Source organism: Pseudomonas sp. AC463 (assembly GCF_979253585.1).
On record NZ_CEEDDZ010000007.1, the window covers coordinates 203,120 to 220,764 of the forward strand.

Here is a 17,645-nt window from a genome sequence, read left to right on the forward strand (position 1 = left end):
AGGGGGCTTGCTCCCGATGACGGTGTATCAGTCAGCACATCCGCTACTGAACCACCGCCATCGGGAGCAAGCCCCCTCCTATATTCGGGCAATAAAAAAGCCGACCCATAAATGGATCGGCTTGATAACAACCCCGAAGGATTATTACTTGCGGCTAGCTTTTTCAAGCATGCGCAGAGCGCGCTCGTTAGCTTCGTCAGCAGTCTGTTGTGCTTTTTGAGCAGCAGCCAGAGCTTCATCAGCTTTACGGTAGGCTTCGTCTGCACGGGCCTGGGAGCGAGCTGCTGCGTCTTCAGTTGCAGTCAGACGAGCTTCGGTTTCTTTGGAGACGCTGCTGCAACCGGTAGCCAGAACTGCGGCCAGAGCCAGAGCAGAGAATTTCAGAACGTTGTTCATCGTGTTCCCCTTCAAGGACTTTCTATTAAATGGCTACTTTACCCAGAGTGGGCTGATAGCCGGCGTACATACTACTCATTACTTGTAGTAAGTAAACTGACGTAGCGCAAGAAGCAAAAAAAATTCTTGTGCCGAATCTATTTTGGCTAATCTTTTGGAGGTTTGTATAAAAAGCGTCCAGATTTTTGCATTTTTGTGAAGATTGGATCCAGCCTGAAAGGGCCAGCCCGCATGCGTTAGGCCTTGTAAATAGATGAAAATTTATATATCCAGGCGCGCACTTCCGTCTCGCTCGACTTTACCGCCCACAGCATCTTTTACCCATGTAGAGGTGACTTTAAGAGCGCCTGTTCGTCTCAAGGTTCAACTGCCGGCAATGTTCAGGCTTTCGGTCACCGGGTGATCGAGGCCCTTTCTATATCCACCAGTGGCAGGGGATGACGAGTGCGCCTTGAGCAATTGCGGGATTGGTGCCTACTATTCCCTACGTGCTGGTTGTAAGCGCTCAGGGTTTTCTCGTTGTCGAAACCGGCACGGGGTGGCGTAGATGTTCCTTCGCCGGAAAAACATCGGTAAGGTAGGGGTCAGAATTCAAGACCCGCGAGGAGTAGTGATGAGCGAGGCGTTGTCCATCCACCATGACCAGGCTGGTCATCAGTTCGAGACCAATGTGGACGGTCATCGTGCCTATCTGACCTATATGGACCTCGGGAAACAGACCCTGGATATCTATCGCACCTTCGTGCCCAACGCACTGCGCGGCCGTGGTATTGCAGCGGCACTGACCGAAGAAGCGTTGAAGTTCGCCGAAGAGGCAGGCTACACGGTGATCCCGTCCTGCTCTTATGTGGAGCGCTACATGGAGCGCCACCAGCGCCATGCCGCCAAGCTCTGACTAAACAGCAGAGCATAAAAAACGCCGGGCTAGCCCGGCGTTTTTGTGTGCGCGATTCAGGTGCGTGTGCGTTTGGGCAACACGTCCTTGAGCTTGGCATGCATGCTGCGCAGGGTGTTTTCGGTGGCAGACCAGTCGATGCAGGCATCGGTGATCGACACGCCGTACTGCAAGTCGGCCAGGTCTTTTGGAATCGCCTGGCAGCCCCAGTTCAGGTGGCTCTCGACCATCAGACCGATGATCGACTGGTTACCTTCGAGGATCTGGTTGGCGACGTTTTCCATCACCAGCGGCTGCAGGGCCGGGTCCTTGTTGGAGTTGGCGTGGCTGCAGTCGACCATGATGTTCGGCTTGATCCTGGCCTTGTTCAGCGCCTGTTCGCACAGCGCAACGCTGACCGAATCATAGTTGGGCTTGCCGTTACCACCACGCAGCACCACGTGGCCATAGGCGTTGCCCTTGGTGGTGACGATGGACACGCCACCTTCCTGGTTGATGCCCAGGAAGCGGTGCGGGCTGGACACCGATTGCAGTGCGTTGATCGCAACCGTCAGGCCGCCGTCGGTACCGTTCTTGAAGCCCACGGCCGAGGACAGGCCGGACGCCATTTCGCGGTGGGTCTGGGATTCGGTGGTACGCGCGCCGATGGCCGACCAGCTGATCAGGTCCTGCAGGTACTGCGGGGAGATCGGGTCGAGGGCTTCGGTGGCGGTGGGCAGGCCCATTTCGGCCAGGTCCAGCAGCAGTTGGCGACCGATGTGCAAACCGTCCTGGATCTTGAACGAGTCGTCCAGGTACGGGTCGTTGATCAAGCCTTTCCAGCCGACGGTGGTGCGCGGTTTTTCGAAATAGACGCGCATCACCAGGTACAAGGTGTCGGACACTTCTGCTGCCAGCACCTTGAGGCGCTCGGCGTATTCGTGGGCAGCCTTGAGGTCGTGGATCGAGCAAGGCCCGATCACGACGAAGAGGCGGTGGTCGGTGCCGTCGAGGATGTCACGGATGACTTCGCGGCCCTTGGTGACGGTCTGCAGGGCAGCGTCGCTCAGGGGGATTTCGCGCTTGAGCTGATCAGGTGTGATCAGCGTCTCGTTGGATTCGACGTTAAGGTCATTGATCGGTAAATCAGCCATCGTGTTACTCGCCAGGGTCACGGGTGCCGGCCGCCAGCCATCCCCGTGCGGCGGGCACAGCATGATTTTGAATACAGGGGGGAGGAACCTTAGCGCGTAACACGGGCCCGCGACAATGGGCAAAGCCCGGTTTAATCCAGCGTTGGCCGCACAAAAGCTTCGTGGGAGAACTCGCCGGCATGGCGCGCAACCCACTCGCGGGCCAGGGCTTCGAGTTGCGCAGGGGTTGGCTCGGCGTTTTCGTGCTGGCGGCAGTAGCGCTCCATCCGGCATGCTTGCTCACCCATTCGTGCACCGAACAGGGCATGCTCGTCGGTAAACGCGATGCCAATGCGGTAGCCGTTTTCCACCTTGCGGCACCATGCCACGTAGCCCGGGTAACGGGCGCTGGCGCCCAGGGAAGGGATGTGCAAATCAACCGCCGTACCCTGGCGCCAGGCGCGCGGCCAATTGCAGGCGATGCCGCCCAGGCCGATAGTGTGCAGGCGTTGACGGGGGATGGCGGGGGAGGGGCGTTGGATTAACAGTGCGGCGACATCATCAGGGTGAGGTAAAAAACGACCCATGTACACGGACTCCAAGCACCGTCCAGATGACGGCGGCGGCAGCAGTATAGTGAAGGAACTGGAATTGACCGACCTGGATATTGACCAGCAATTGCTGGGATTGCCAGGGATTTCGCTGGTGGTGTTCGCAAGCGAAGGCTGTTCCAGTTGCCGTTGGGCTCGCCAGCAACTGCCAGGCTGGCGCTTGCCGGTGGACCGGTTGTGCTGGGTGGACGCCGGGCACAACGGCGGTGCGGTCGAGCGTTACCAGATCTTTCATTTGCCTGCGTTGTTCGTGGTGTGCGAGGGTCAATTCCTCGGGCAGATACAGACTCGTCTTGCACTGGCCGACCTGACCGCTGCGATCCATCAAGCGCTTACCCGCACTCCTGAGGAACTCCCATGACAGCACAATCGCCGCGTATCGGCATTATTGGCACGGGCGCCATCGGCGGTTTCTACGGCCTGATGCTGGCGCGTGCCGGCTTCGATGTGCACTTCCTGTTGCGCAGCGAATACGCCGCCGTCAGCGAGCATGGCTTGCAGCTCAACAGCACGGTGCATGGCAAGCTGCACCTGCACCCGGTGCAGGCCTACGCCCGCGCCGCCGATATGCCGCCGTGCGACTGGTTGCTGGTGGGCACCAAATCCACCGGCAATGTGGAACTGGCGCCGACCCTCGCCCAGGTCGCTGCGCCGGACGCCAAAGTGGTGCTGTTGCAAAACGGCCTCGATGTGGAAGACAGCCTGCGTGAACACCTGCCGGCGTCGCTGCACCTGCTCGGCGGCTTGTGCTACATCGGCGTGCATCGCTCGGCGCCGGGTGTGGTCGAGCATCAGGCGTTGGGCCGGGTCAATCTGGGTTATCACAGTGGCTCGGCGGCCAATGATGAAGCGGGTCAGAAGGCGATTGTCGAAGCCGGCGCCGCGCTGTTTCACCAGGCCGGCATCGAGTCCCAGGCCATGGCCAATGTGCACCTGGCCCGCTGGCACAAGCTGGTGTGGAACGTGCCCTACAACGGCCTCTCCGTATTACTGGGCTGCGGCACCACGGCGTTGATGGCGGACGAATCCAGCCGCGAGCTGATCCAGGCGCTGATGGCCGAAGTGGTGCAGGGCGCTCATGCCTGCGGGCATGAAATCCCGGCTAGTTACGCCGGGCAGATGTTCGCCATGACCGAAACCATGGACGACTACCTGCCCAGCATGTACCACGACCATGTGCACAAACGCCCGCTGGAACTGGCGGCAATCTATGCCCGGCCACTGGCCGCTGCCAAAGCGGCAGGCTGCGAATTGCCACGCATGCAGGCGCTGTATCAGGCCTTGAGTTTTATTGATCGGCGCAACCGCTGATTGGGGGATAACACCATGGCGAAGGGATTGGGCGACAAACTGGTGCTGGCGATTTCATCGCGGGCCCTGTTCGACCTGAGCGACAGCCACAAGGTCTACCTGGCCCAGGGCGTGGAGGCCTACCGCAAATACCAGATCGAACACGAAGAAGAAATCCTCGAGACCGGCGACGCTTTCCCGCTGGTAAAGAAATTGCTCAGCCTCAATGCGAGCCTCGGCCGTGCGCGGGTGGAAGTGGTGCTGGTGTCGCGCAACAGCGCCGACACCGGGCTGCGCGTGTTCAATTCGATCCAGCATTACGGTCTGGATATTTCCCGTGCCGCCTTCGTCGGTGGGCGCAGTCCCTATCCTTATCTGGCCGCGTTTGGTTGCCACCTGTTCCTGTCTACCCATGCCGAGGATGTGCGCAGCGCCCTCGATGCCGGCTTTGCCGCGGCGACGATTCTGTCGGGTGGCCCGCGCCGGGCGTCCAGCGAGGAATTGCGCATCGCCTTCGATGGCGACGCGGTGCTGTTTTCCGATGAGTCGGAGCGCGTGTACCAGGCCGGCGGGTTGGAGGCGTTCCAGGCCAGCGAGCGCGAGTCGGCGCGCCAGCCTTTGCATGGCGGGCCTTTCAAGGGGTTCCTGGCGGCGTTGAACCTGTTGCAGCGCGAGTTTCCCGACGAGGCCTGCCCGATCCGCACCGCGTTGGTCACGGCGCGCTCGGCACCTTCCCATGAACGGGTCATCCGCACGTTGCGCGAGTGGGATATCCGCCTGGACGAGTCATTGTTCCTCGGCGGCCTGGAAAAATCCGCGTTTCTGGAGGCGTTTGCCGCCGACGTGTTTTTCGATGACCAGGCCGGGCATTGCGAGAAGGCCAGGGAGGTGGTGGCCACCGGGCACGTGCCCCATGGCATCAGTAATGAGGTGAAGCTCTAAGTCAATCCAAGTCGCCGCGGCGCTGCTAAGCTGATTCAATCCCCGCCGTCCTGGCAGCCCGGGAGGTTCTATGATTCGTTCGATGCTGTATGCCACGGACCTCGGTCTGTATGCGCCTTATGTGATGCAGCATGCGCTGGCGCTGGCGCGAACATTCAAGGCGGATTTGTATGTGATTCACGTGGTCGAGCCCATCGGGCTGTTCGCCGAATCGGTGTTGCAGAGCTACCTTGATGAGACGGCCTTGCGTGAATGGCAGAGCCAGGGGTTGACCACGGTGATGGCGTCCATCGAACAGCGCGTGCTGGACAGTTTTCGCGAGGAATTGGGGGAAGGCGAGCAGGATCTGCAGTTGATCCGCTCGGTGCGGGTGATTCAGGGGGACCCGTGCGAAGTGATACTCGAACAGTTGCGCAAACTCTCCGTAGACCTGCTGATCGTCGGCAGTCACAGCCATGCAACGGCGGCGGCCACCCCGCTTGGGCGCACCGCTGCGCGGGTGCTGCAGCTGTCTACGGTGCCGGTTTACCTGGTGCCTTCGTTACAACGTCGACGCAGCGATGACGTGTGATGGATAGAAAACGATAAAAAGTTCTAGATTTATCCGTCAAACCTTTAATATAGTTATATACCGTCGCTGATACCCGTGGCGTCTATCCGCTTTGAGGGACACATATGAAGCTTCAACAACTGCGCTACATCTGGGAAGTGGCGCACCACGACCTCAACGTTTCCGCTACCGCTCAAAGCCTGTACACCTCGCAACCGGGTATCAGCAAGCAGATCCGCCTGCTCGAAGACGAGCTGGGCGTCGAAGTGTTCGCCCGCAGCGGCAAGCACCTCACCCGCGTCACCCCGGCCGGTGAGCGCATCATCACCACCGCCGGCGAGATCCTGCGCAAGGTCGAAAGCATCAAGCAGATCGCCCAGGAATTCTCCAACGAGAAGAAGGGCACGCTGTCGATCGCGACTACTCACACCCAGGCGCGTTATGCCTTGCCGCCGGTGATCCGCGATTTCATCAAGCAATACCCGGACGTGGCGCTGCACATGCACCAGGGCTCGCCGATGCAGATCGCCGAGATGGCCGCTGACGGCACCGTTGATTTCGCCATTGCCACCGAAGCCCTGGAGCTGTTCGGTGACCTGGTGATGATGCCGTGCTACCGCTGGAACCGTTGCGTGGTCGTGCCTCAGGGCCACCCCTTGGCCAAGTTGCCGAAGCTGACACTGGAAGCGCTGGCTGAATACCCGATCGTGACCTACGTGTTCGGTTTCACCGGTCGCTCCAAGCTCGACGAAGCCTTCAGCCATCGCGGCCTTACGCCGAAAGTGGTGTTCACCGCCGCCGACGCCGACGTGATCAAAACCTACGTGCGCCTGGGCCTGGGCGTGGGCATCGTCGCCAAGATGGCGGTCGATACCAACCTGGATAAAGACCTGGTGGTACTCGATGCCAGCGAGCTGTTCGAGTCCAGCGTGACCAAGATCGGCTTCCGTCGTGGCACTTTCCTGCGTGGCTTCATGTGCGATTTCATCGAGAAGTTCGCGCCGCACCTGACCCGCGAAGTGATGGCCAAGGCCATCCAGTGCCACAACAAGCAGGAACTGGAAGAGCTGTTCGACGGCGTGGAACTGCCCGTTCACTGATAGCGCAAAACCGGGCTTATTTGGCCTCGGTAACCGTAAACAGTTGCCGAGCGCCCGCCACCAGAATCTCCACCTCATCCCCCTCGAACTTGCCCAACAGGCTTTTGCCCAAGGGCGAGCGCGTGGTGATGACGGTCACCGGTTGCCCGACCACATCCACCTTCAAGCCTGCTGCATCCGGCGCCAGAAACAGCCATTGCTGGCGACCGTTCTCGTCTTCCAGGCCCAATAGCGCGCCGACTTCTATCCCCCGCTGATCATCGTAGGCACGCAGTGGCATGCTCTGGCATAGCGCCAGCGCCTGCTTGATTTCCTCGACGCGCTTGGCTTGCCCGGCGGCCAGGTAAGACGCCTCGAGCCCCAGTGTGTCGTATTTGTTTTCGGCGATATTTTCTTCGTGGGTCGCGGTTTCGTAGGCGGTCTGCGCGGCGCGTTGGGCGATGTCGAGGTCGACGCTGAGCTTCTCCAGCACCAATTGGTGGACGGCGTGTTTATTCATGGCTGTGCTTGATCATTCGCAGAATTGCAGGACATTCGCCCGGCTCTTTTCATTGGGTGCGTTCTGGTCCTGTTGCAGCCAGAACTGGCATTTGGGGTTGGACAGGTTGCGCGCGTTACTACGCGCCTGGTCCAGGGTTTGCTGTTGCTCCTGCTTTTGCAGGTTCTGTTGGTACTGCTCGAACAGGCGGTTCGGCGGCTCCGGAGCCGGCGCCACAACGGCCGGCTTGCCCAACTGCTGGACTGCCTGGGCGACGGGCGCGAGGCTCTGCGGGAACAGGTAGCGCGACGCCAGCCAAGTGGTCAGTGCAATGGCGATAAACCCCAGCCACACGCCCAAGGCAATGGCGAGCGTGAGCTTTGGCAGCGATAACGGGCGATCAGACATGGCAGCCTCCTGGCAGGCATTGGCGACGTGGCGGCGATTGTCGCACAGCCGCCGTGCAGAATAATCGCGATCAAGCCTTCTGCATCAGCGCATTTATGCGGACAATCGAACCTTTGAGCGTTGGAGCCCGGAATGAAAGCCCGCTGGGATATTTTTTGCAGCGTCGTCGACAACTACGGCGACATCGGCGTGACCTGGCGCCTGGCCCGGCAATTGGTGGTGGAACACGGCTGTGCAGTGCGCCTGTGGGTCGACGACCTGCGGGCCTTCGAGCGCATGTGCCCGCAGATCGATGTGCAGTTGCACCAGCAATGGCAAGAGGGCGTCGACGTGCGCCATTGGCCTGCCGAGTGGGCCGGGGCGCCGGCGGCGGATGTGGTAATCGCCGCGTTCGCCTGCCAGTTGCCACCCGACTATATGGAAGCCATGGCCGAGCGCGAACGCACGCCCTTGTGGATGAACCTCGATTACCTGAGCGCCGAAGACTGGGTGGTGGGTTGCCATCGTTTGCCTTCGGTGAAGTTCAAGGGCGTGCAGAAGTACTTCTTTTTCCCGGGCTTCAGGCCTGGCACCGGTGGCCTGTTGCGTGAGGCGGGGTTGCTGGAGCAGCGTCAGGCGTTTCAGCAGGACGGCGCTGCGCAGCGGCTATTCTTGCAAACCCTTGGCGTGGTGCCGGCAGATGGCGCGCGGCTGATCTCGCTGTTCGCCTATGAAAACGCCGGGCTGGCCAGTTGGTTGGACGTGTTGTCGACGGACGGGCGTGCCAACCATCTCTTGGTGCCGGAAGGGCGCATCCTCGGGGATGTAGAGCGCTGGCTTGAGGTGGAAGGCCTGGCGGCGGGCGCTGTGCATCAACGCCAGGCCCTGACCGTGCAGGTGTTGCCGTTCGTGCGCCAGGAGCAATATGACCGCCTGCTGTGGTGCTGCGAGTTCAATGCCGTGCGTGGCGAGGACTCCTTCGTGCGCGCCCAATGGGCCGCGCGCCCGCTGTTGTGGCACATCTATCGCCAGGATGAAGACATTCACCTCGACAAGCTCGACGCGTTTCTGGCGCTGTACACCGCGGGCTTGTCGCCGGCGGCCAGGGCTGCGCAAGTCGCCCTCTGGCAAGCCTGGAACACTGATGGCGATATGGCAAAGCCGTGGAAAATGCTGCTGGAACATTGGCCAGAAGTCAGCCAGCACGCGCAAACGTGGTGTCTGGAACAGGCCTCGCAGGCCGATCTTGCGACGGCGCTGGTACAGTTTTATGAAAGTTGGATATGATACGCCACCTTGATTTTTGTAAATCCCATCCAAATTTCGGATATATGCAATGAAAACTGGTAAAGAACTGAAACCCGGTACAGTGATCCGTCTCGAAAACGACCCTTGGCTGGTTCAGAAAGCTGAGTTCACCAAGTCTGGTCGTAACAGCGCAATCATGAAGACCAAGCTGAAGAACCTGCTGACCGGTTACAAGACCGAGATCGTCTACAGCGCCGATGACAAACTGGACGACGTGATCCTCGACCGCAAAGAAGCGACCCTGTCCTTCATCAGCGGCGACACCTACACGTTCATGGACACCACCGACTACACCATGTACGAGCTGAACGCAGAAGACATCGAAGCCGTTCTGCCGTTCGTGGAAGAAGGCATGGAAGACGTCTGCGAAGCAATCTTCTTCGAAGACCGTCTGGTTTCCGTAGAGCTGCCGACCACCATCGTGCGTAAAGTGGCCTACACCGAAGGTTCCGCTCGCGGCGACACTTCCGGCAAAGTCATGAAGCCTGCCAAGCTGGCTAACGGTACCGAACTGCAAGTAGCCGATTTCATCGAAATCGACGACCTGATCGAGATCGACACCCGTGAAGGTGGTTCGTACAAAGGTCGCGCCAAGAAGTAATTCTGGCCAACCGGTACGCATAAAAAAGCCCGACCATGCGTCGGGCTTTTTTATGTGCGCTGTCTTTTTACTTCAGGTGCTGTTTCAGCTCCTGCGACGCCTGCAGCAGTGCCGAGCGTACTTCCGGCACCTGGCTGACCACGTTGAGCAAACCGTAGTCGTGGATCATGCCGTTGTAGCGCACGGCAGTCACCGGCACACCGGCGGCATCCAGCTTGCGTGCGTAGGCTTCGCCTTCATCCCGCAGCACGTCGGCGCCGGCGGTCTGAATCAGCGCAGGCGGCAAGCCCTTGAGCTGCTCGGTGGTGGCGCGCAGCGGCGAGGCGTAGATCTCGGCGCGCTGGTTGGCGTCGGTGGTGTAGTTGTCCCAGAACCACTTCATCATGTTTTTGGTGAGGAAGTGCCCTTCGGCGTACTGGTTGTAGGACGCGGTTTCGAAGTTGGCGTCGGTCACCGGCCACAACAGCAGCTGGAATTTGATCGCCGGCGTGCCCTTGTCCTTGGCCATCAGGCTGACCACCGCAGCCATATTGCCGCCGACGCTGTTGCCCGCAACCGCGAGGCGCTTGCCATCGACATTGAGTTCCTTGGCGTGTTCAGCCACCCACTTCGTGGCGCCGTAGGCCTGGTTGATCGCTACCGGGTAGTGCGCTTCCGGTGACGGCGTGTAGTTGACGAACACCGCGACCGCCCCCGAACCCGCCACCAGATCGCGCACCAGGCGTTCGTGGGTGGGGTAATCCCCCAGCACCCAACCGCCGCCGTGGAAGAACATGAACACCGGCAAAGTGCCCTTGACCCCGGCTGGACGCACGATGGTCAGGTCCAGTGGCTGGCCATCGACCCGAATGGTCTTCTGGCTCACGTCCGCCTTGGGCAGGGTCAACTTCACCCCGGCCTGGGCGCCCGTCAGTACGGCACGGGCGTCCTTGGGCGTCAGCTGTTCCATCGGTTTGCCGCTGCCGGCGTTCAGCACATCCAGGAAAGCCTGGGTGGTGTGCTCGACATCGCCAGTGGCCGCGAAGGCGTTGGTGATGGACAGGGCCAGCAGGGTGCCGGTGAGTGCTTTACCAATTGTGTTCATTGTTCTCTCCTCGGGCGGCGGCGGTCATTACACGGTTACGTGCAGGCGGACATCGACGTTGCCACGGGTGGCGTTGGAGTACGGGCAAACCTGGTGGGCAGCGTCGACGAGGCTTTGCGCGTCGTCCTGGGCCAGGCCCGGCAGGCTGATGTGCAGGTCGATGTCGAGGCCGAAACCACCAGGGATCTGGCCGATGCCGACGTGGGCGGTGATCGAGGCGTCATCCGGGATTTTGCGTTTGGTCTGGCTGGCGACGAATTTCAGCGCGCCGATAAAGCAGGCCGAGTAGCCGGCGGCGAACAGCTGCTCAGGGTTGGTGGCCTGGCCACCGGCACCGCCGAGTTCTTTTGGTGTGGAGAGTTTGACGTCGAGGATGTTGTCGCTGGAAACAGCACGACCATCACGGCCGCCGGTGGCGGTGGCTACTGCGGTATAGAGAGTTTGCATGGTGTCGTCCTCAGGGTTTGCAGCGCTAAATGTTTGCGCGCTAAGTAGTTGGTGAGGCGAATGTATAACGCTAATGTTTAGCGCGCAAGATAAATTTACAAATATTTTTCTGGAAACACTGGAAACCAATGTGGGAGGGGGCTTGCCCCCTCCCACATTTCTAACCGCTTTGTGTCTTAGATCGCGCCTTGCAGGTTGCCGCGCAGTGCAACCAAATCAGCCTGCAGCTTGCGCAACTGCTCCAGCTCCAGCCCGCTGGCGCCGAGAATGCACTGCGGAATCCCCATGGCTTTGTCCTGCAAGGCCCGCCCGGCTTCAGTCAATTCCACCACCACCACGCGCTCATCTTCGCGGCTGCGGGTGCGGCTGAGCAGGCCTTCGGCTTCCAGGCGCTTGAGCAAAGGGGTGAGGGAGCCCGGATCGGTCAACAGCCGGCTGCTGATTTCGCCGACGGTCAAACCATCCTCTTCCCACAACACCATCATGGCCAGGTACTGCGGGTAGGTCAGGCCAAGGGCTTGCAGCAGTGGCTTGTAGACCTTGGTCATCAGCAACGAGGTGGAGTGCAGGGCGAAACACAGCTGGTTGTCCAGCATCAGGGATTCGCACGGGTCAGGGTTTTTGCTCATGGCGGTGCCTCAAAAAAAAGCGTGTCTGGGCTGGAATCTAGCGGGCAAATGTTTAATGCGCCAGATAATTCTGTCCGGACGGTCAGACAAGGCCGCTTTGCAGTGCCAGATCCCAGGGCGGCACCGGACTGAATCGGGACTTCAAGTATTCCAGCAGCAATCGGCTGCGGGCGTTGGCCTGTTGTTCCAGGCGCAGCGCGTAGATGCCGGTGGTTTCCGGGCTGGGCAGGCCGTCTTCGCAAAACAGCGGCAACAACTCGCCGCGCACCAGGTACTCACTGGCCAGCCAGGTGGGCAGGTGGGCGATGCCCAGCCCGGCGAGAGCCCCGGACAACAGGGCCTCGGCGTTGTTGGCGCTCATGCGGATGCGCTGCGGGCGATACGTGACACGGCGCCCATCCAGCTCGAAGCGCCAGGCGAACATCGGCGCCATGCCTTCCCAGTCCAGGCCGTCATGTTCGCTCAGTTCGCGCGGGTGGGTCGGCGTGCCACGGCTTTTCAGGTACGCCGGGCTGGCGCAGGCGATGCGCACGATACTGGCCAGGGGCGTGGCGATCAGCCGGGTGTCGACGATATGGCCGGCGCGCAGCACCAGGTCGACCTTACCCAGATGTTCGCCCTGCATATCGACAAAGCTGTCGATCAAATGCAGGTGCACATCCAGCCCGGGGTAAACGTTCAAAAAGTCCGCAATGACCGGGGCGAGATGCCGCCGTCCGAATGCCGCCGGGGCATCCACACGGATCAAACCCTCGGGCGCATGACTGAGGGATACCGCTTCGGCCCGCGCCAGTTGCAGCTCATTGACAATCCGCCGCGCCCGCTCGGCAAACGCCAGGCCGGCCGGAGTCGCCACCACGGCGTGGGTGCTGCGCTGGAACAGGCGGCTGCCCACCGAGCTTTCCAGGCTGTCGATGCGCCGCGCCACTGCCGAAGGCGTCAACGGGTGTCGACGAGCAGCGGCGGAAAAGCTGCCCGTCTCCAACACATCGAGAAACAGGCCGAGTTGATCGGTAAGGGTATTAGGGTTCATGGCGCGGCGCTTATGCGAGATTGGCACAGCCATTGTGCGTTGCTGTGCGTTTCCACGCCAGAGCCGACTGCGTAGCATGCAAGGCCTGAGACAGTGGAGTAACGCGCGGTGTTGGATTTAGCGATATACCTGGTATTGGGCGCGGCCCTCGGCACGGTCGGCGGGCTGTTCGGGATTGGTGGCGGGTTGATTGCCATCCCGGTGCTCGGCGTGTTGTTTGGCCTGGACCAACAGATTGCCCAAGGCACCGCGCTGGTAATGGTGGTGCCCAATGTGATGCTCGCCCTGTGGCGTTATCACCAGCGCAACCGCATCGAGCTGCGTCACGCCTTGCCGTTGGGCGTGATGGGGTTCAGTTTTGCCTGGCTGGGTTCGATCTGGGCCGTGGGCCTGGATGCCGGGGCTATGCGCATCGGCTTTATCGCCTTTCTGGTGGTGCTGGCGGGCTATAACCTGTTGCGCATGTTCACCCGTAACGCGCCGCCGACCGCACAAATGCGCTACTCCTGGCCGTGGCTGGGTGTGCTCGGCGCGGCGTCCGGCTCCATGGGCGGGCTGTTTGGTGTAGGCGGCGCAGTGGTTGCCACGCCGGTGCTGACCAGCCTTTTCGGCACCACACAGGTCGTCGCTCAAGGCTTGTCCCTGGCCTTGGCCCTGCCCAGCACCGGCGTGACTCTGGTCACTTACGCCTGGCACCATGAGGTGGACTGGATGATCGGCGTGCCATTGGCCGTCGGCGGTTTGCTCAGTATCAGTTGGGGCGTGAAGGTCGCCCATGCGCTGCCGGAACGTGTGCTGCGTGGCCTGTTCTGCGGGTTTCTGGTGGTGTGCGCGGTGATGCTGACGTTTAAAGTCTGAAGCCTTCGATGATGTACTCGGCCAGGCATTCGGTGATGGGCGAGGTCATCTGCGGGTTGCGTAACAAGTGCAGGTTCATCGATGGCAGCGCCGGCAAACCCTGTTCGCTGTCCAATACGCATAAGTCCTCCGTAACCAGGCTTTCCATGCAGATCATCATCGCCAGCCCGGCGCTGACCACCGCCTGGATCGCCGCCACGTTGGTGCTGTGGTAGGCCAGCCGATAATCGCGCCCGCTGGCATCCAGCGCGGTGCGGGTCCACTGCGTGTACAGGCAGTCGGCGCCGGACACCGCCAGGGGGATGGCGTCGTGCTCATCCACGCAGAAGCACGGCGCTGCCGCCCACACCATGCGTTCGGTGCGCAACAGCTCACCCATTTCCTTGCCGGGCTCGCGGCTGACCACGGTCAGCGCCAGGTCGCGCCGCTGCATCAGCACGCTGGACGACTCGCAGTGCAACTCGATCTGGATCAGCGGGTAGGCCTTGGAAAACTGCTTGAGGATCCCCGGCAGGAAGCGCATCACGTAATCATCCGGCGTGCCGATGCGCACCAAGCCGACCATATGCGGCTCGCGCAGAGTGTTGAACACCTCGCTGTGCAGTTTCAGGATGCGCCGCGCATAGCCCAGCAGCACCTGGCCTTCGGGTGTGAGCCGCACCTGGCGCCCATCGCGCTCGAACAGCTTGCGTTGCAGCACGTCTTCTTCGAGGCGTTTCATCTGCATGCTCACCGCCGATTGGGTGCGGTTGACCAGCTCGCCCGCGCGGGTAAAGCCGCCCTGGTCGGCGATGGCGACGAAGGTGCGCAGCACTTCAGTGTCGATGCTTGGGTAGCTGGACAATGGATCAATCTCTGAGATGTATTGCATAAGAAACATTCGTTGGATTGATCATAAGGCCAGGCACACACTTTCGTCATCCCCACTGGAGGGCGAGAGGATGAAAGGTCAAAGAGGTTTTGTGTTGTTGGCGAAGCGGCCATTTTCCGGGCTGTTTCATAAAATTGCGCGTTGGCAGGCATTGCACGGGGAGCGCCAGGTGCTGGCGAGTTTGAGCGATGATGCGCTCAAGGATATCGGGCTCAACCGCGGTGACGTCGCGCACGAGCAGCATCAGCATTTCTGGCAGGACCCGCTGCGAAAATGATCCCGGATGCAGTAGGGTGGTCGGCGAGCCCACACGGAGAGTCCCATGCCCGCCGACCTGTGTTTTTCCCTCAAGCAAGCACGACGCATGGCGCTGGCGGCCCAGGGCTTTACCGCGCGCCAGGCGCCCGCACAGATCAAGGCTGCGCACCTCAACCGATTGATTGAGCGGTTGGGGGTGTTGCAGATCGATTCGGTCAACGCCGTGGTGCGCTCGCACTACCTGCCGCTATTTTCTCGCCTCGGTAACTATTCCCCTTTGCTGCTTGAGCAGGCCGCCTGGAGCCAGGGCCGGCGACGCTCGCTGTTCGAATACTGGGGGCATGAAGCGTCGTTGCTGCCGATGGCGTTGTACCCGCTGATGCGCTGGCGCATGGAGCGGGCGCAGCAGGGGCAGGGCATCTATGCGCAAATGGCGCGCTTTGGCCGCGAGCAGCAAGCGATTATCAGGCGCGTGTTGAACACCGTCGAACAACAGGGCGCTCTGGGGGCGGGCAGTTTGTCGACGCGCGAAGAACGCGCGGGCCCCTGGTGGGATTGGAGTGATGAAAAGCATGCGCTGGAATGGCTGTTCGCCGCCGGGCTGGTGACGGTTGCGGGGCGTCGCGGGTTTGAGCGTCTCTATGATTTGCCGGAGCGCGTGATTCCCAATGACATCCTGCACCATGCACCGCTGAGCGAAGCCGAGGCCCAGCGCGGCCTGCTGCTGCACAGCGCTACTGCACTGGGCGTAGGCAGCGAAAAGGACCTGCGCGATTACTTCCGCCTCGATCCCGCCGATAGCCGCGCCCGCCTGGCCGAACTGGTAGAGGACGGGCAACTGCTGACCTGCCAGGTGCAGGGCTGGAAGCAACCGGCGTACTGCCTGCCCGAGCCAAAAGTGCCGCGCAAGGTGGCGGCCAGCGCCTTGCTGTCGCCGTTCGACTCGCTGATCTGGGAGCGCGCGCGAACCGAGCGTCTGTTCGATTTTCGCTATCGGCTGGAGATCTACACCCCGCAAGACAAACGGGTGTACGGCTACTACGTGCTGCCGTTTTTGCACAACGAGCGGATCGCTGCGCGTGTGGACCTGCGGGCCGAACGTGCGAATGGGCGCCTGGCGGTGCATGCGGTACATGAGGAAGAGCCGGGGCTGGATGAGGAGGGGATGCGGGCGCTGGCGTTGAATCTGGTGCAGATGGCGGGTTGGTTGGGGTTGGAGCAGGTGCAGCTCAATTGTCAGCGGCCGAGTGCTGATCGGTTGAGGGGGGCAATGATTGGTATGGGTATTGGTCTTTAGGGCCCCATCGGGGGCAAGCCCCCTCCCACACTTGAATGTATTCACAAATCAAAATGTGGGAGGGGCGGTGCGACGATTCGACTTGCCCCCGATGAGGCCAGTCCAGGCAACTAAAATCTCAACGCTTAACCTGCTTCAACGTCTCAGCAATCAAAAACGCCAACTCCAACGATTGATCCGCATTCATCCGCGGGTCGCAATGGGTGTGGTAACGATCCGACAACCCATCTTCAGTGATCGGCCGCGCGCCGCCGATGCACTCGGTGACGTTCTGCCCGGTCATCTCGATATGAATCCCGCCGGCGTAGCTGCCCTCGGCCTGGTGCACCTGGAAGAACTCCTTCACTTCGCCGAGGATCTGCGCAAAGTCGCGGGTCTTGTAGCCGCTGCTGGCCTTGATGGTGTTGCCGTGCATCGGGTCTGAGCTCCACAGCACCTGCTTGCCTTCGCGCTGCACGGCGCGGATCAGGTTGGGCAGGTGGTCGCCGACCTTGCCGGCGCCCATGCGCGCGATCAGGTTGAGGCGGCCGGGGTCGTTGTCCGGGTTGAGGATGTCGATCAGGCGGATCAGGTCGTCGGGGTTCATGCTCGGGCCGACCTTGACGCCAATCGGGTTGTTCACCCCGCGCAGGAATTCGACGTGGGCGCCGTCCAGCTGGCGGGTGCGGTCGCCGATCCAGAGCATGTGCGCCGAGCAGTCGTAGTAGTCGTTGGTCAGGCTGTCGCGGCGCACAAAGGCTTGCTCGTAGTTGAGCAGCAGCGCTTCGTGGGCGGTGAAGAAGCTGGTTTCGCGCAGCTGCGGCGAGCTGTCCATGCCGCAGGCGCGCATGAACGCCAGGGTTTCATCGATGCGGTCGGCCAACTGGCTGTATTTCTCCGCCAGGGCAGAGTTGGCGATAAAGTCCAGGTTCCACTTGTGCACCTGGTGCAGGTCGGCAAAACCGCCCTGGGCGAAGGCGCGCAGCAGGTTCAGGGTGGCGGTGGACTGGTGGTAGGACTGCAGCAGGCGGTCCGGGTCGGGCACGCGGCTTTTTTCGTCGAAGCCGATGCCATTGACGATATCGCCGCGATAGGCGGGCAGGGTGATGCCGTCGATGGTTTCATCGTTGGAGGAGCGCGGCTTGGCAAACTGGCCGGCCATGCGCCCGACCTTGACCACCGGGCAACCGGCGGCAAAGGTCATCACGATGGCCATCTGCAGCAGCACCTTGAAGGTGTCGCGGATCTTCGCGGCGGAGAACTCGGCAAAGCTCTCGGCGCAGTCGCCGCCTTGCAGCAGGAACGCGCGGCCCTGGGTCACTTCGGCGAACTGACGACGCAACTCGCGGGCTTCCCCGGCAAACACCAGTGGCGGGTAGCTGGCCAGGTTCTGCTCCACTTGCAGCAAGTGTGCAGCGTCCGGGTACCGGGGTTGTTGCTGGATCGGCAGGGCGCGCCAGCTGTCGGGGCTCCAGGGTTGGCTCATCATGAACTCGATTGGTTGAGACGGTCGGGCGCC

The 17,645-nt window shown here is 61.2% G+C and carries 22 protein-coding genes; 11 read left to right on the forward strand and 11 right to left on the reverse strand.

Translation table 11 applies throughout. The annotated features are described in order from the left end of the window. Positions 1-144 precede the first annotated feature (144 nt). The gene (gene oprI, locus AC0IYH_RS11245) at positions 145-396 is read right to left on the reverse strand and encodes an outer membrane lipoprotei OprI (RefSeq protein ID WP_003172710.1); all 252 of its coding nucleotides are present in this window, start codon (positions 394-396) and stop codon (positions 145-147) included. Positions 397-1,009: 613 nt separating this feature from the next. On the opposite strand from oprI, the gene AC0IYH_RS11250 reads away from it, so the two are divergent. Next, positions 1,010-1,291, forward strand: coding sequence for a GNAT family N-acetyltransferase (locus AC0IYH_RS11250; protein ID WP_003189869.1), 282 nt, complete (start codon positions 1,010-1,012; stop codon positions 1,289-1,291). A gap of 56 nt (positions 1,292-1,347) precedes the next feature. Here AC0IYH_RS11250 and AC0IYH_RS11255 read toward each other — a convergent pair whose 3' ends face one another. Next, the gene (locus AC0IYH_RS11255; RefSeq protein ID WP_116629592.1) at positions 1,348-2,424 is read right to left on the reverse strand and encodes a 3-deoxy-7-phosphoheptulonate synthase; all 1,077 of its coding nucleotides are present in this window, start codon (positions 2,422-2,424) and stop codon (positions 1,348-1,350) included. A gap of 131 nt (positions 2,425-2,555) precedes the next feature. Continuing rightward, on the reverse strand, positions 2,556-2,990 hold the full coding sequence (locus AC0IYH_RS11260) for a PilZ domain-containing protein (RefSeq protein WP_122773057.1): 435 nt from the start codon (positions 2,988-2,990) through the stop codon (positions 2,556-2,558). Here AC0IYH_RS11260 and AC0IYH_RS11265 point away from each other — a divergent pair. The 5 genes from AC0IYH_RS11265 (at position 2,989) to cysB (ending at position 6,896) form a co-directional block, all read left to right on the forward strand. Continuing rightward, the gene (locus tag AC0IYH_RS11265; protein WP_471834353.1) at positions 2,989-3,375 is read left to right on the forward strand and encodes a YbbN family protein; all 387 of its coding nucleotides are present in this window, start codon (positions 2,989-2,991) and stop codon (positions 3,373-3,375) included. The two genes, AC0IYH_RS11260 and AC0IYH_RS11265, sit on opposite strands and share 2 nt — an antisense overlap. Beyond that, on the forward strand, positions 3,372-4,325 hold the full coding sequence (locus tag AC0IYH_RS11270) for a putative 2-dehydropantoate 2-reductase (RefSeq protein ID WP_471834355.1): 954 nt from the start codon (positions 3,372-3,374) through the stop codon (positions 4,323-4,325). Before AC0IYH_RS11265 ends, AC0IYH_RS11270 begins: the two co-directional genes overlap by 4 nt. A gap of 15 nt (positions 4,326-4,340) precedes the next feature. After that, positions 4,341-5,246 (forward strand): 5'-nucleotidase, encoded by a 906-nt coding sequence (locus AC0IYH_RS11275; protein WP_116629596.1) that lies wholly within the window; start codon positions 4,341-4,343, stop codon positions 5,244-5,246. A gap of 70 nt (positions 5,247-5,316) precedes the next feature. Then, positions 5,317-5,817 carry a universal stress protein gene (locus AC0IYH_RS11280; protein WP_116629597.1) on the forward strand — a complete coding sequence of 167 codons (501 nt, stop codon included), beginning with the start codon at positions 5,317-5,319 and terminating at the stop codon, positions 5,815-5,817. A gap of 104 nt (positions 5,818-5,921) precedes the next feature. Next, positions 5,922-6,896 carry an HTH-type transcriptional regulator CysB gene (cysB, locus tag AC0IYH_RS11285; protein ID WP_003189876.1) on the forward strand — a complete coding sequence of 325 codons (975 nt, stop codon included), beginning with the start codon at positions 5,922-5,924 and terminating at the stop codon, positions 6,894-6,896. 16 nt (positions 6,897-6,912) lie between these two features. Here the strand turns inward: cysB and AC0IYH_RS11290 are convergent, their stop codons facing one another. After that, positions 6,913-7,395: a GreA/GreB family elongation factor gene (locus AC0IYH_RS11290; protein ID WP_471834358.1), complete on the reverse strand. Its 483-nt coding sequence runs from the start codon at positions 7,393-7,395 to the stop codon at positions 6,913-6,915. Between the two features lie 12 nt (positions 7,396-7,407). Continuing rightward, complete coding sequence (locus AC0IYH_RS11295) at positions 7,408-7,782, reverse strand: hypothetical protein (protein ID WP_122773059.1); 375 nt, start codon at positions 7,780-7,782, stop codon at positions 7,408-7,410. A gap of 132 nt (positions 7,783-7,914) precedes the next feature. Here AC0IYH_RS11295 and earP point away from each other — a divergent pair, with 132 nt between their 5' ends. Then, a complete protein-coding gene (gene earP, locus AC0IYH_RS11300) occupies positions 7,915-9,048 on the forward strand; it encodes an elongation factor P maturation arginine rhamnosyltransferase EarP (RefSeq protein ID WP_471834360.1) in 1,134 nt (377 codons plus the stop codon). A 49-nt stretch (positions 9,049-9,097) separates the two neighbouring features. After that, positions 9,098-9,670: an elongation factor P gene (locus AC0IYH_RS11305; protein ID WP_003218698.1), complete on the forward strand. Its 573-nt coding sequence runs from the start codon at positions 9,098-9,100 to the stop codon at positions 9,668-9,670. Between the two features lie 67 nt (positions 9,671-9,737). Here the strand turns inward: AC0IYH_RS11305 and AC0IYH_RS11310 are convergent, their stop codons facing one another. The 4 genes from AC0IYH_RS11310 to AC0IYH_RS11325 all read right to left on the reverse strand — a co-directional run bounded on the left by AC0IYH_RS11310 (position 9,738) and on the right by AC0IYH_RS11325 (position 12,863). Beyond that, the gene (locus tag AC0IYH_RS11310) at positions 9,738-10,754 is read right to left on the reverse strand and encodes an alpha/beta hydrolase (RefSeq protein ID WP_471834361.1); all 1,017 of its coding nucleotides are present in this window, start codon (positions 10,752-10,754) and stop codon (positions 9,738-9,740) included. A 27-nt stretch (positions 10,755-10,781) separates the two neighbouring features. Further along, positions 10,782-11,201 (reverse strand): organic hydroperoxide resistance protein, encoded by a 420-nt coding sequence (locus AC0IYH_RS11315; RefSeq protein ID WP_010176159.1) that lies wholly within the window; start codon positions 11,199-11,201, stop codon positions 10,782-10,784. A gap of 176 nt (positions 11,202-11,377) precedes the next feature. Next, positions 11,378-11,830: a MarR family transcriptional regulator gene (locus AC0IYH_RS11320; RefSeq protein ID WP_122773063.1), complete on the reverse strand. Its 453-nt coding sequence runs from the start codon at positions 11,828-11,830 to the stop codon at positions 11,378-11,380. 82 nt (positions 11,831-11,912) lie between these two features. After that, positions 11,913-12,863 carry a LysR family transcriptional regulator gene (locus AC0IYH_RS11325; protein ID WP_116629604.1) on the reverse strand — a complete coding sequence of 317 codons (951 nt, stop codon included), beginning with the start codon at positions 12,861-12,863 and terminating at the stop codon, positions 11,913-11,915. 108 nt (positions 12,864-12,971) lie between these two features. Here AC0IYH_RS11325 and AC0IYH_RS11330 point away from each other — a divergent pair, with 108 nt between their 5' ends. Beyond that, positions 12,972-13,721 carry a sulfite exporter TauE/SafE family protein gene (locus AC0IYH_RS11330; RefSeq protein WP_116629605.1) on the forward strand — a complete coding sequence of 250 codons (750 nt, stop codon included), beginning with the start codon at positions 12,972-12,974 and terminating at the stop codon, positions 13,719-13,721. On the opposite strand, the gene AC0IYH_RS11335 is transcribed toward AC0IYH_RS11330, so the two are convergent. Next, positions 13,711-14,592, reverse strand: coding sequence for a LysR family transcriptional regulator (locus AC0IYH_RS11335; protein ID WP_471834364.1), 882 nt, complete (start codon positions 14,590-14,592; stop codon positions 13,711-13,713). The genes AC0IYH_RS11330 and AC0IYH_RS11335 overlap by 11 nt on opposite strands. A 70-nt stretch (positions 14,593-14,662) precedes the next feature. Between AC0IYH_RS11335 and AC0IYH_RS11340 the strand changes: the two genes are divergently transcribed. Beyond that, positions 14,663-14,869 (forward strand): YjiS-like domain-containing protein, encoded by a 207-nt coding sequence (locus AC0IYH_RS11340; RefSeq protein WP_241092289.1) that lies wholly within the window; start codon positions 14,663-14,665, stop codon positions 14,867-14,869. Positions 14,870-14,914: 45 nt separating this feature from the next. After that, entirely contained in the window at positions 14,915-16,147 is a 1,233-nt protein-coding gene (locus AC0IYH_RS11345) for a winged helix-turn-helix domain-containing protein (RefSeq protein ID WP_471834366.1), read from the forward strand. A 118-nt stretch (positions 16,148-16,265) separates the two neighbouring features. On the opposite strand, the gene AC0IYH_RS11350 is transcribed toward AC0IYH_RS11345, so the two are convergent. After that, positions 16,266-17,612: a class II 3-deoxy-7-phosphoheptulonate synthase gene (locus AC0IYH_RS11350; RefSeq protein WP_122773065.1), complete on the reverse strand. Its 1,347-nt coding sequence runs from the start codon at positions 17,610-17,612 to the stop codon at positions 16,266-16,268. Between the last annotated feature and the right edge of the window lie 33 nt (positions 17,613-17,645).

Bases quoted from the DNA above. Each gene is read 5' to 3' on its own strand.
- AC0IYH_RS11290 (WP_471834358.1), bottom strand. From the start codon at position 7,395: ATGAATAAACACGCCGTCCACCAATTGGTGCTGGAGAAGCTCAGCGTC.
- AC0IYH_RS11305 (WP_003218698.1), top strand. From the start codon at position 9,098: ATGAAAACTGGTAAAGAACTGAAACCCGGTACAGTGATCCGTCTCGAA.
- AC0IYH_RS11340 (WP_241092289.1), top strand. From the start codon at position 14,663: ATGAAAGGTCAAAGAGGTTTTGTGTTGTTGGCGAAGCGGCCATTTTCC.
- cysB (WP_003189876.1), top strand. From the start codon at position 5,922: ATGAAGCTTCAACAACTGCGCTACATCTGGGAAGTGGCGCACCACGAC.
- AC0IYH_RS11350 (WP_122773065.1), bottom strand. From the start codon at position 17,612: ATGAGCCAACCCTGGAGCCCCGACAGCTGGCGCGCCCTGCCGATCCAG.
- AC0IYH_RS11295 (WP_122773059.1), bottom strand. From the start codon at position 7,782: ATGTCTGATCGCCCGTTATCGCTGCCAAAGCTCACGCTCGCCATTGCC.
- AC0IYH_RS11320 (WP_122773063.1), bottom strand. From the start codon at position 11,830: ATGAGCAAAAACCCTGACCCGTGCGAATCCCTGATGCTGGACAACCAG.
- AC0IYH_RS11335 (WP_471834364.1), bottom strand. From the start codon at position 14,592: ATGCAATACATCTCAGAGATTGATCCATTGTCCAGCTACCCAAGCATC.
- AC0IYH_RS11325 (WP_116629604.1), bottom strand. From the start codon at position 12,863: ATGAACCCTAATACCCTTACCGATCAACTCGGCCTGTTTCTCGATGTG.
- AC0IYH_RS11250 (WP_003189869.1), top strand. From the start codon at position 1,010: ATGAGCGAGGCGTTGTCCATCCACCATGACCAGGCTGGTCATCAGTTC.
- oprI (WP_003172710.1), bottom strand. From the start codon at position 396: ATGAACAACGTTCTGAAATTCTCTGCTCTGGCTCTGGCCGCAGTTCTG.
- AC0IYH_RS11270 (WP_471834355.1), top strand. From the start codon at position 3,372: ATGACAGCACAATCGCCGCGTATCGGCATTATTGGCACGGGCGCCATC.
- AC0IYH_RS11275 (WP_116629596.1), top strand. From the start codon at position 4,341: ATGGCGAAGGGATTGGGCGACAAACTGGTGCTGGCGATTTCATCGCGG.
- AC0IYH_RS11255 (WP_116629592.1), bottom strand. From the start codon at position 2,424: ATGGCTGATTTACCGATCAATGACCTTAACGTCGAATCCAACGAGACG.
- AC0IYH_RS11345 (WP_471834366.1), top strand. From the start codon at position 14,915: ATGCCCGCCGACCTGTGTTTTTCCCTCAAGCAAGCACGACGCATGGCG.
- AC0IYH_RS11280 (WP_116629597.1), top strand. From the start codon at position 5,317: ATGATTCGTTCGATGCTGTATGCCACGGACCTCGGTCTGTATGCGCCT.
- earP (WP_471834360.1), top strand. From the start codon at position 7,915: ATGAAAGCCCGCTGGGATATTTTTTGCAGCGTCGTCGACAACTACGGC.
- AC0IYH_RS11265 (WP_471834353.1), top strand. From the start codon at position 2,989: ATGTACACGGACTCCAAGCACCGTCCAGATGACGGCGGCGGCAGCAGT.
- AC0IYH_RS11315 (WP_010176159.1), bottom strand. From the start codon at position 11,201: ATGCAAACTCTCTATACCGCAGTAGCCACCGCCACCGGCGGCCGTGAT.
- AC0IYH_RS11260 (WP_122773057.1), bottom strand. From the start codon at position 2,990: ATGGGTCGTTTTTTACCTCACCCTGATGATGTCGCCGCACTGTTAATC.
- AC0IYH_RS11310 (WP_471834361.1), bottom strand. From the start codon at position 10,754: ATGAACACAATTGGTAAAGCACTCACCGGCACCCTGCTGGCCCTGTCC.